Genomic DNA, 11,906 nt, shown 5'->3' on the forward strand with positions numbered 1-11,906 from the left:
TGAATCATAGTATTTGTATATAAGTTATAACTTTTAGCAACCTATTTCTTATAAAATGCTGCCACTCGGCTATTAATTACTCGTATTCAACAGAAAGGAAGGTGGTAATGAAAGTTTACTAATCAATAAGTTATTTAACAGTTAATATTACATAGTGTATGCAGTAACTCTTCAATCGGCCCCAAAGGTTTTAGTGTGGACCAGTCACATCCATTCACTTGCGGTATCTACAGCTGGATGCAAAGTAGAAATAAAGAGCCGCCAATGAAGGTGAGTCACACGGCTTAACTTTTCATGTGACTCAATTTATTCATTACTGGTTTATCAATAAGGCGTTAGACTCAACCCATATTTACAAGTTTGCATGAGGCCCAAACACTTCATAATGTACTCGCTCACGTGGCACGTTTAATTCATCAAGCTGCTTAACAACAAAATCCATAAATGGTACAGGGCCGCAGACATAGAAATCACCATTATCCAACGGCAATTCACTCGTAATCGAGTCAAGATTCATCTCACCAAAATGTTGGTGACTCGCGGCTATTTTCTCATGACTACAGCGGTACCATGTCTTTTGATTCCAACCATTGATTGAAATCAGATCATTCACTTCTTCGATAAAGGAATGCTGTTCTTGAGTCTCACAAGCATGTAAATATGTCACTTGTTTATCTTCAACGCCAGATAAGCTCTGTAGCATGGCCTGCATTGGCGTCACGCCTACACCAGCAGAAATCAAAACGACTGGTTTCTCACGTTCCACATAGTAAAAATCACCCGCTGGAGCATAAAGCTTTACACTATCTCCGACTTCAACGTTATCGTGTAAATGATTAGACACTAATCCAACATTGTCAGTGTTAACACCTTCACGCTTAACTGAAATACGGTAGGTCTTTCCGTTCGGTTTTTGTGATAGTGAATATTGGCGTATTTCCTTGTAATGACCGTTTTCTGGCTTCACTTCAATACCAATATATTGACCAGGGTGAAAATCCAACACTGTGTTGTTATCTTTGGGCTCAAATACAAAACTGGTCACGAGCTGTGATTCCATCGTTTTATCTTTCACAATAAACTCACGAGCAGCAGACCAACCGCCAATCGCTTGTTTGCGCTGAAGGTATAGCTCCCCTTCTCTATCAATAAAGATTTGTGCCAAAAATAGGTATGCAGCTGTCCATGCCTCTTCGACTTCTTGCGTGAATGCCTCAGTCGCTAGCTCTCGCAATGTTTCAATTAAGTGATGGCCTACTATTTGATAGTGCTCAGGCTGAATATTGAAACTCGTGTGCTTTTGCGCGATTCTTTCTACCGCAGACGTTAATGCCGCTAGGTTATCGATATTTTTTGCGTATGCCGCAATCGCTTCAAACAGAGCGACGCCTTGACGGCCTGTTTTTTGGTGAGTCATGTTAAAAATATCTTTCAACTCAGGGTTGTGAGAAAACATGCGCTGATAGAAATGTTGCGTTAATGCAGGTCCTGCGTTTTCAAGCAGTGGAATGGTACTCTTAATAATATTGATATGTTGTTCATTAAGCATGAAATGCTCCATCTTTGGGGTATATGGCTTCGCCACACCGAACTTCACCTGTTGAGCAAGTGAAAGTTAGAATTAAAACAAGCCCAAAACGGTTACATTGTTCAATGTGAACTCGATTTGAGGCGGACTTTAGATTTAGTGTTAGTGAACACTTAACGGTGAATTTTCTTCACTCTGTTATTAACGAAGAATCATTATCACTTCGTTATCCCCACATTGCATTTTCAGTGCCAATAACAAAAAACCTTTATCTACTTGTGTTTAGCCGCCAAATTAAAGAAAAACAAGTCAAGATGACCGCTTTCATTTGAGTCGAAATGACACTACTATAGCAAAATGTCTTTTTGAGAATGATTAACATGCAAGATATTACAGCATCCACGCTGATGGAAATGACCATAGGTTTAGCAAGCGGCTTAAATGATCAAGATAGGTTTAACAAGCTTATCGATGCTATACGTAAAACAATTCATTGTGACTGTGTTGCTCTCCTTTCATTACAAGGTGATTACCTCGTCCCATTGGCCATGCAGGGCCTCAGCAGAGACACATTGGGTCGCCACTTTGCCATCAGTGAACACCCTCGCTTTAATGAAATATGCGAATCAAAAACACCGATCATTTTTGATTCAGACAGCCCACTTCCCGATCCATTTGATGGTCTTCTTATTGATCATGACGGCGATCTTCCCATGCATGCGTGTATGGGACTGCCGCTTATCTTCAGTGATAAACTGCTGGGCGTTTTGACTCTCGATAGCCTCACTCCTGATGTTTTCAATGCTATCCCTGCGCGCAGTCTAGAAGTCCTTTCTGCCATTGCCGCTTCAACTGTAAAAATGGCCTTCACGTTCTCCCAGCTTGAAACACAAGCAAAGCAATCTCGCCAACTTCTAGAAGAGCTTAACGAAGAAGCGTGGGAAAGAGATGGCGGTGAAATGATTGGCCACAGTTCAAGTATGGTGGCGTTGAAAAATGATATCGAAGTCGTCGCGCCTTCCCATTTCAATATCTTGATCCATGGTGAAACGGGAGTCGGTAAAGAGCTTGTCGCAAGAACCCTTCATCACCAGTCACAAAGAAAACGCAAACCTCTGGTCTATGTAAACTGCGCAGCTTTGCCAGAAAATTTAGTAGAAAGTGAATTGTTCGGCCATGTCCGTGGCGCATTTACTGGGGCTGACAAAAATCGCCAAGGAAAGTTTGCATTAGCTGATGGCGGGACTCTTTTCCTCGATGAAATAGGTGAACTGCCCCTTGCTGCACAGAGCAAACTTCTGCGAGCATTGCAAAATAACGAGATCCAACCGGTTGGCCAAGATAACATCCAAACGATTGATGTCCGTGTGCTTGCCGCCACCAATCGAGATCTCAAGAAAGAGGTCGAACAAGGCCGATTTAGAGCGGACTTATACCATCGCTTAAGTGTCTACCCTATTGCCATCCCCCCGCTTCGTGAGCGCGATGGTGATATTACCCTTTTAGCTGGTTTCTTTTTAGAGCAAGCGAGACGAAAACTTGGAATTGCGCAGATCAAATTTGGCCCCGCAGTACTGCCTCATCTTATGAGTTATTCATGGCCCGGAAACGTGCGTGAACTTGAACACGTCATAAACCGAGCGGCTTTAAAAGCTAAAGCAAGGCACTATAACAAGAAAGTAACGGTCATTAATGCCGATGATTGTGGTCACTTTGATGAAGTCATGACCAAACCGACGCATGTTGATAGCTCACCCACTCAGCCGGAAGTAGACTTATCACAAGGATTGAGAGAGGTGACAGATGAGTTTCAGCGTCACATTATCATCGCTGCTTTAGAGCAAGCCAATTACAACTGGGCACAGGCAGCAAGACAATTACAAACCGATCGAGCCAACCTCACCCGACTCGCAAAACGTTTGGGGCTTAACCTATCTAAAACGCACAAGATAGAACGTTTATAGATCATGATGCTGAAACATATATAAATAGTTTTGTTGATAAAGTAAGACTGGTACAATGTTGCCAAATTGTATGCAATATGTATTTAAACTAGGTAAAGGTAATTATGAAGTTTATCCGTTGGTTTCTAGGCAGAATTATTCTGGTACTCAATTTAGTTTTCACACCAAAAGGAATGAAGCGAGATCCAGAAGCTCAAAAACAACTTGATGCCAAAGCTCAAGGGTTATCACTGTACCAATTTGAAGCTTGCCCTTTTTGTGTAAAAGTTCGTCGTGCAATGAAACGCCAATCTATCAATATTGACCTTCGTGATGCAAAGAATGATGATGCACATAAGCAAGCGTTGTTAGAGGGTGGTGGCCGCGTGAAAGTGCCTTGTCTTCGTATTGAAAGTAATGGTGAAACTCAATGGATGTATGAATCTTCAGACATCATTGCTTACCTTGAGAAAGAGTTTGCTTAAGTCGTAGAGTTCGTGCATCGGCAGACAGTAAAGCATTCAATCGAAACACTCATTAACCACTCAGTAAAAAGCCCCTAGACTGACGTTTAGGGGCTTTTTGAATTCTTTGGCTTTTTTGGATATTTTTTAGGAAGGAATAGTGGATCAGCATTACTAATTCGCAACGATCAGCATCAATTCAACTCTTCGATTACACGCTTTGCCCACTTTAGATTGGTTTGAGCACGCTGGTACATATTCACCATAGCCACGGGTGTAAATTGAATTCATGGCGACTTTTTGCTTCATCAAAGACAGCTTCACCTGCTTAGCTCGCGACTCTGAAAGCCCATCGTTTAATCTATTGCTCCCAGTATTGTCAGCATGTCCATCAATAACAATATCAATTCCTGGTTGACGTGCTAAATAGCTTCCCAACTCATTTAGCCACTGCTCTGAGTAACTTGAAACCGTTGCAGAGCCCGATTCAAACTGAATACGGTTTTTTAGTCGAACCATCACGTAGTTACCAGGAAGGACTTCGTAATCAATACCACGAGTCGCTAAGAAGCTCTCTAATGAACTGTAGGCAGATGGACGCTGTTGACCTTGTGGGCCACCTACTGTGTGTTTCTTTTTCGTAGGCGAAACCACTCCCCGATCAGGGTATAGCAACTCTCCATCGTGTTGAGGCGCAGCATCCAGTAATCCGCCATACATGGTTGGCATGCTACTGCATCCTGATAAGAGAATACCTAAAAAGACAGCTATGTATTTCATAATGCACCACATTCCAATTCAGCTCTATGAATGACTTATTTATATATCGACCACAGCGGTAAAACTTTAAGCATTTTTTTGCTACTTAGTTCGTTTTTATCACGTTTCTAAACCGATCGAATCAAACGTTCTTAGATGACAAAATAGGCCGTCATTTGCAACAAGTTACAAAAAAACCAGTATCGATCTAATGACTTAGTAGGTAAAATCCAAGCATCATATTTTTTAAAAAGAATCCTATGTTTAAATTAATCTCAAGATTGTCAGCACTTGTTCTTGCTAGCTTATTATTACTTGGCTGCTCAGAAAACAGTGTCCCTCAAGAAGGTTCTCAATTTCAAAGACTTCCAAATGATGTTAGCAGCTATGATGTCGCCCCTTTAACTGAAGTATTCTCCCTTTCCTGCGGACACTGCCGTAAAATGGAAAACTTTATACCTCAGATAGAATCTTTGACTTCTCAAAAAGTTGATAAGCTACATGTTACTTTTAATGAGAATGCTCAAATTGCAGCAATGATCTACTACACCGCCGTTATGCAGTTAGACACCACACCTGATCACGCATTTATGGATGAACTCTTTGCAGCCGTACAAATGGGTGAAGGTTCGACAAATACAGAGCGTCAAGCCGCTATTGAAAATGCCTTCAAAACTCGTGATCTTGTAAGCCCTTACCAACTAAATAAAGAGCAACAGGCCACGCTATTTACTTACTTAGAAAAAGCTCAACACGTATCGGTTGCTGGCGAAATCAATTCTGTACCAACTTTTATTGTTAAAGGAAAGTACCAAGTATTGACCGCTGGACATGACAACATTGAAGCTATCTCTCACACCATCTCTTACCTTCTGACTCAACCATAATAGTTAAGGACATCATTATGACTAAGTTTGTATTCCCAATTATCATTTTCCTACTTGCTGGATTCTTTATTTATCGCACATGGAATAATCACAAAGCTGCTGATATCAACTTTCAAATTGGCCAAGATTTCTTGGTAGAAAATGGAAAGAAAGAAGGGGTAATCACAACGGAAAGTGGCCTGCAATACCAAGTGTTACAAGAAGGTACTGGAACTGAGCACCCAACAGCTAAAAGCCGCGTGAAAGTGCATTATCATGGCACCCTAATGGATGGTACTGTCTTTGATAGCTCTGTAGAACGAAATGAGCCAATCGCATTTGGTCTTAATCAAGTCATTAAAGGCTGGACAGAGGGTGTGCAGTATATGGTTGAAGGTGAAAAGATTCGCCTGTTTGTACCAAGCACCTTAGGCTACGGAAAAAGTGGTTCTGGCCCAATTCCGCCAGCAACGGTACTTATCTTCGATATTGAACTGCTTGAGATTCAATAATCAGCACGAGCTTAGTTCCATAGCAAAATACAAATGGCCCTAATTCAGGGCCATTTGTATATTTAATAAGCTCTATTGTGCCTGACGTTGATCGAATCAAAACCCCCAATCTGATGACGAAATATCACCAGATGCCAAATCGATAATTAATTCACGTAGCCATTTGTGGCTAGGATCATTATCAAAATGTCGATGCCATAACAGCGAATAACCACCCGGCTCTAATTGAACCGGCAAAGGTTTTGCCACCAGACTATTATTTTTGATTAACATCTTCACAGCAGACGCCGGATAGCACATCAAAAGATCACTCTGTTCACACAAAGCAATGGCGCTTTGAAGATCAGACACATTCACCGCACTATCTAGCTTCTTGCGTTCAAGATCGAGCACCTCTTTAAGCAGCCATCCACTGACACCACCGATAGTCACTTCTAAATGCCTATATTTCAAAAACGTTTCTATATTCCACTCTTCATTTAGTGCAGGATGCCCCTTTCGCATCAAACAAACAGAATAGTCACGAGCAAGTTCAACATAGCGAAGTTCATCTGGAATCGTCATGTAGTGAGATTTTGCGCGCTCATCCCACTCGTAAATTCCAATGGCAAAATCAATTTCGCACCTCAATAAGCGATGTAAACTCTCGTCACTCCAAGTTCGGCTATTAATGCTGATCCCTGGGGCTTGCTTAAGAAGACTCGGCATAAAACGGGAATAGGTTGCGGCATAAGCACTTTCAACTAAATCAAAATTGAAAGTTCGCTGGCTTTTTTCAGGTTCAAACTCAGTTGGAATAGCAAGCTGATCAATACGACGTAAAATTTCATGAATACTGGGTTGCAGTGCTAATGCTTTCGGTGTGGGATGCAAACCTTTAGCAACCCGCTCAAACAGGGGATCATTAAAGGTTTCTCTTAGCTTTGCTAACTGCTTACTGACCGCAGACTGACTAAGGTACAGTCGTGCAGCGGCAGCGGTTACACTTCGCTCTTCTAGTAGTACCGCTAATACTCGTAATAAATTCACATCAAAGTTCTTCACTAGAAAGCACATCCTATTCGTAATTTCATTGTTGATTGTATAAAGAAATTTCTATTTTTCAATCTCTTATATCCATATAGAACAATTTTACATTCAACACTCGAACAAATTATTGAGCGTAATGGTCGAACTCGTTAACCATTCCATTTCACCGCATGCTTTTTTTGAGCGGCCTATGCTTCTTCATGCTAGAATGCCGCCAATTTCGGCGATAACTGTAGACAAGCAGTGCTTATTGTTAAACGATAATTTAACAATAAGCACTCACCGCAGTTAAACGTCTATTTATTGAATCACCATTTATTGAGACTCACAATGCCATTCTCCAAACTTGGATTAAGCGATCCGATTTTAAAAGCAGTAGCTGAACTAGGCTATAAAACCCCAACGCCAATTCAAGAAAAAGCGATACCAACGGTACTAACAGGAAAAAACCTGATTGCAGCAGCCCAAACGGGTACGGGTAAGACGGCGAGCTTTGTATTGCCATTACTTGAAATGCTAAGTAACCGTGGACCTGTAAGAGCAAAACGCATTCGAGCGCTTATTCTTACCCCAACTCGCGAATTAGCGATTCAGATTAGCAAAAATATCGAAGAGTACGGTAAATACTTAGATATTAAATCGATGGCGATGTATGGCGGAGTGGACTACGCACCTCAGAAACAGCGTCTTATCGAAGGTGTCGATATTCTGGTTTCAACACCAGGCCGTTTGATCGATCTTTATGGTCAGCGCGCGGTTCATTTTGATGAAGTAGAAACTCTGGTTCTTGATGAAGCAGATCGCATGTTGGATATGGGTTTTATTGAAGATATCAATAAAATCATCGCTCGTTTACCACAAGATATCCAAAATTTACTGTTCTCAGCTACCTTATCGAATCCTGTAAGAGATCTTGCTAAATCGGCTATTAATGATGCTGAAGAGATTTCTATTGCTAAGCATAGCGCTTCAAAATCCAACATCAGTCAATGGCTAGTCGCGGTAGACAAAGATAAGAAATCAGCACTTCTCAGCCATTTAATTACCGATGGTGAATGGGACCAAGCTCTTATCTTTATCGAGACTAAGCATGGAGCAGCCAAACTTGTCAGCCAACTTGAAAAGCGTGGGATTAAAGCAGAAGCGATTCATAGTGGCCGAAGCCAACAAGTGCGAGCACAAGTGTTAGAACAATTTAAAGCGGGCAAAGTGAAGTTCCTTGTTGCGACCGGCGTGGCTGCTCGTGGTATCGACATTGATAACCTCAGCCGAGTGGTAAACTATGATCTTCCTTATCCGGCTGATGACTACATCCACCGTATTGGCCGAACGGGTCGTGCAAGTGCTGTAGGTGAAGCGATCTCTTTAGTTTCCAGAGATAACTTCAAGAATCTTTGTATGATTGAAAGTCGTTTAGGGCATTTAATCACTCGTAAAGAAATTGAAGGGTTTGTCCCAAGCAAAGAGCTACCAATTTCAATATTAAATTATGTTCCCAAGCATAAGCGTAATACAGAGAATAACGATTCGGCACCTAGACCAAATAAGCGTCGACGTTAAACCTAGTTGGGCAGATAATACGTCTGCCCTTCTCTTTTTTGAAGCACATGAATTACCATCAATATCCTCCTAAAACTTCTAGCAACACACCTCTCACTCTTAATAATGCCTAGTTTTTTATAAATTATTTATTCCCTATAAAACAGGGGCTTATGTTTAAGCTAAATAAACTAACATAATAAAAAATATAACTAAAAGTATAACTAAAAGTATAACGGATTGTTTTATCTACTTAATTTATTAAACACCTAAATACACCTTCATTTTATTTCCAACTACTAATTTGACGAAACGACTTCGCAGTTCTAAATTTAGTAAATTACCAACCAAGGAGTAGAGTAAAATGAAAAGGATGAATCCATCTTATCGATTACAAATCATCAAAGAGGTTGCACTCAGAAACCAAGCAGCTTGTCCAAACGATCCGATGGCGAAACACATTTCACACATTCTCGAGTCTCGGCCCAATTCAAACCATATGGTTGAACATCGGCAAGAGTTTAGCGGCAATCACTATGACGAACATGTTGGCGGCTGGGTAAGTAATGTATGGGGGCAAAAATAATAGTAGGGACATGACCATAGTGTAGCAACGCGCTATTAGTCACGATGTTGATGCAAACTTTTACTCACCGTATCGGAATCAAACCAATTGAACATTGGCTTAAAGCAATAAAAGAGTGCATCAACTAATCTGTCTATCTCATCAATGTTTTAGGCTCATCAATGTTTTAGGTATTTGCTACTGATCATTGTGTCAGTGATTTTATCAATACCGACGTATCCATCCGACCAAGTCCCATCTTCTGCAACGCTTCATATTGAGCATCTACCGTTTTTGTCAGTGGTAAATCTAGCTCGTGACGCTTCGCCTCATCTAAGCAAATAGAAAGATCTTTTCTCATCCAGTCTATCGCAAAACCAAAGTCAAAGCTGTCTTGCGCCATTGTCACAGCACGATTTTCCATCTGCCAAGATCCAGCTGCACCATGTTTTAATACATCTGTAACTTGTTCAATATCTAAGTTAGCTTCCTTTGCTAACAGGATCGCTTCACTTAACCCTTGCAGCACACCAGCGATACAGATTTGGTTTACCATTTTACAACGCTGCCCTTGGCCGTTTTCGCCAAGTAATACTGACTGTTTTGCGTAAGCATCCATTACTGGTGAAACAGACTCATAGATAGTTGGCTCACCACCACACATAATTGTAAGTGCGCCATTTTCTGCACCAGCCTGTCCACCAGAGACCGGAGCGTCAACAAAACGAAGCCCTTGTTCTGCACATGCTTTTGCTAGCTCAATAGCAAGATCAGCCGAAGTAGTCGTGTGATCTACGATAACTGCACCAGGTTTCAAGCCTGCAATCACGCCATGTTCACCATACATAACACTTCTTACATCATCATCGTTGCCGACACAAACAAACGCAATATCACAACCTTCCGCTGCCAATTTCGGTGAACTCTGATAATCACCAGAATATTGCTCCACCCATGATTGTGCTTTTTCTGTTGAACGATTAAAGACGGTAACGTCATGCCCTGCGAGTTTCAAATGTCCCGCCATTGGATAGCCCATAACCCCTAAGCCAATAAAAGCGACCTTTTTGGTTCCCATGCACTTTCTCCTATCATTTTATTATTCTTACATAAGGTCTATCAGGTTAATGGCTTTGGCTGAACATATCAACGGGCTCTAAGACAAATATTACTTACATCTCTACTATGTTTAATTTATTAAAGAAGTTCACTAATTATATTTATCACACATAAATGAAATAACACTGGTATAAATCATTGCTATTAAAAGAGAAATAACATGATAAATATTGTAAAAAACCCTGCATAAATGAATAATTTAGACCCCAAGGAGTACAAACCGAACATAAGAATTTAAATACGCAATATTTAATTTTGCAATTAGTTTAATGAATTTAATTAATAAGACGTGATATGTAATAATCATTATTGCAATCTATATTGGTCAGCTGGCACTGCATTTAATTCAATAAAACATAGAGTATAGATTATGCAAAAGCCTAATAGTGTTAAGCCACTACCAACAAAAATAGAAAACAAATTAGACCGTTATTTGTCTGACAATATTAAACCACGGGTCAATGGAAAACATCTCGTTCTGGGTAATATACCTGATATCGACTCCATTTTTCTTCAAAGTAATGACTACTTATCTTTATCTGGTAATCAAAAGCTCAAAGATAAGCACATTACTGCAATACAAGAACATAACGAAAGTGTTGTTATGTCTGGTGTATTTCTTCAAAATGAAAGTGATATTCCTTCATTCCAATCTAACCTTGCAAAATATGTTGGGTTCGCAGATTGTAATATCTGCCAGTCAGGTTGGGATGCCAATATCGGCCTGCTGCAAACCATCTGTGAACAGGATACAAAGGTTTATATCGACTTTTTTGCTCATATGTCACTCTGGGAAGGGGCAAGAATTGCTGGCGCTGATATCTATCCATTTATTCATAACAGTGTCCGCCACTTAAAGAAGTTGGTGAAACGCCACGGCCCAGGGATCATCCTCGTAGATTCAATTTACAGCATTCGTGGAAGCGTAACGCCACTGCAAGAAATAGTAGAGATAGCGGAAGAGTTTGAGTGCGCGATTGTGGTCGATGAATCTCATTCACTTGGTGTTATCGGCCAAAGCGGTAGAGGTTTAGTCCATTCGCTTAACCTAAGCCATAAAGTTGATTTTATCACTGTCAGTTTAGCGAAAACTTTCGCTTATCGTGCTGGTGCGGTTCTATCTCACGGCAAACTGGCACAATGTCTGCCTTTTATTTCTAACCCTGCAATTTTCAGCTCTGCGCTTTTACCTCATGAACTTGATAGGTTAGACGCTACATTGGACATCATTATCGAAAGTGATGTTCAAAGAGCTAACTTGTTTTCAATGTCGGAGAAATTAAGAAACGCTCTCAGATCATTAGGATTTAATATTGGTAGTGAAACACAAATTATTAGCTTAGAAACAGGAGATGAAGTGAATACAGAAAAAGTTCGTGATTTTTTCTATAACAATGGTGTCATAGGGTCCGTATTTTGCTCACCTGCCACATTAAAAAGTAAAAATAACTTCCGTTTTTCTTTACATTCAAAGCTTAATGAACACGATATAAATAAAATCATACACGTCTGTGATATGGCTATAAATAATGATGAGCTGTATTTCTTAGATTAAGCCACACCAATTAAATAGGTCTTAAAT

At 40.5% G+C, this 11,906-nt stretch carries 11 protein-coding genes; 7 read left to right on the plus strand and 4 right to left on the minus strand.

Annotated elements, in window-relative coordinates:
• Nucleotides 1-352: 352 nt before the first annotated feature.
• Nucleotides 353-1,549 (minus strand): NO-inducible flavohemoprotein, encoded by a 1,197-nt coding sequence (gene hmpA, locus OCV39_RS19655; protein WP_261889785.1) that lies wholly within the window; start codon nt 1,547-1,549, stop codon nt 353-355.
• Nucleotides 1,550-1,908: 359 nt separating this feature from the next.
• Between hmpA and norR the strand changes: the two genes are divergently transcribed.
• Together norR and OCV39_RS19665 are read left to right on the plus strand one after the other, a co-directional pair.
• On the plus strand, nt 1,909-3,492 hold the full coding sequence (norR, locus tag OCV39_RS19660) for a nitric oxide reductase transcriptional regulator NorR (RefSeq protein ID WP_017051858.1): 1,584 nt from the start codon (nt 1,909-1,911) through the stop codon (nt 3,490-3,492).
• A gap of 104 nt (nt 3,493-3,596) precedes the next feature.
• On the plus strand, nt 3,597-3,956 hold the full coding sequence (locus OCV39_RS19665) for a glutaredoxin family protein (protein ID WP_261889786.1): 360 nt from the start codon (nt 3,597-3,599) through the stop codon (nt 3,954-3,956).
• A gap of 153 nt (nt 3,957-4,109) precedes the next feature.
• Here the strand turns inward: OCV39_RS19665 and OCV39_RS19670 are convergent, their stop codons facing one another.
• Nucleotides 4,110-4,715, minus strand: a complete 606-nt coding sequence (locus tag OCV39_RS19670; protein WP_029203285.1) for an OmpA family protein — start codon at nt 4,713-4,715, stop codon at nt 4,110-4,112.
• Nucleotides 4,716-4,954: 239 nt separating this feature from the next.
• On the opposite strand from OCV39_RS19670, the gene OCV39_RS19675 reads away from it, so the two are divergent.
• Together OCV39_RS19675 and OCV39_RS19680 are read left to right on the plus strand one after the other, a co-directional pair.
• A complete protein-coding gene (locus tag OCV39_RS19675; protein WP_261889787.1) occupies nt 4,955-5,581 on the plus strand; it encodes a thioredoxin domain-containing protein in 627 nt (208 codons plus the stop codon).
• A 17-nt stretch (nt 5,582-5,598) separates the two neighbouring features.
• On the plus strand, nt 5,599-6,072 hold the full coding sequence (locus OCV39_RS19680; protein WP_113797924.1) for an FKBP-type peptidyl-prolyl cis-trans isomerase: 474 nt from the start codon (nt 5,599-5,601) through the stop codon (nt 6,070-6,072).
• Between the two features lie 96 nt (nt 6,073-6,168).
• Here OCV39_RS19680 and OCV39_RS19685 read toward each other — a convergent pair whose 3' ends face one another.
• A complete protein-coding gene (locus OCV39_RS19685) occupies nt 6,169-7,116 on the minus strand; it encodes a LysR family transcriptional regulator (RefSeq protein WP_261889788.1) in 948 nt (315 codons plus the stop codon).
• Between the two features lie 315 nt (nt 7,117-7,431).
• Between OCV39_RS19685 and OCV39_RS19690 the strand changes: the two genes are divergently transcribed.
• Nucleotides 7,432-8,661, plus strand: a complete 1,230-nt coding sequence (locus OCV39_RS19690; RefSeq protein WP_261889789.1) for a DEAD/DEAH box helicase — start codon at nt 7,432-7,434, stop codon at nt 8,659-8,661.
• A gap of 343 nt (nt 8,662-9,004) precedes the next feature.
• On the plus strand, nt 9,005-9,226 hold the full coding sequence (locus tag OCV39_RS19695) for a hypothetical protein (protein WP_017051865.1): 222 nt from the start codon (nt 9,005-9,007) through the stop codon (nt 9,224-9,226).
• 184 nt (nt 9,227-9,410) lie between these two features.
• Here OCV39_RS19695 and OCV39_RS19700 read toward each other — a convergent pair whose 3' ends face one another.
• Entirely contained in the window at nt 9,411-10,283 is an 873-nt protein-coding gene (locus OCV39_RS19700) for an NAD(P)-dependent oxidoreductase (RefSeq protein WP_017051866.1), read from the minus strand.
• Between the two features lie 411 nt (nt 10,284-10,694).
• On the opposite strand from OCV39_RS19700, the gene cqsA reads away from it, so the two are divergent.
• A complete protein-coding gene (gene cqsA / locus OCV39_RS19705; protein WP_113797920.1) occupies nt 10,695-11,879 on the plus strand; it encodes an alpha-hydroxyketone-type quorum-sensing autoinducer synthase in 1,185 nt (394 codons plus the stop codon).
• Nucleotides 11,880-11,906: the final 27 nt, after the last annotated feature.

The organism is Vibrio cortegadensis (genome assembly GCF_024347395.1).
GTDB classification, from domain to species: Bacteria; Pseudomonadota; Gammaproteobacteria; order Enterobacterales; family Vibrionaceae; genus Vibrio; species Vibrio cortegadensis.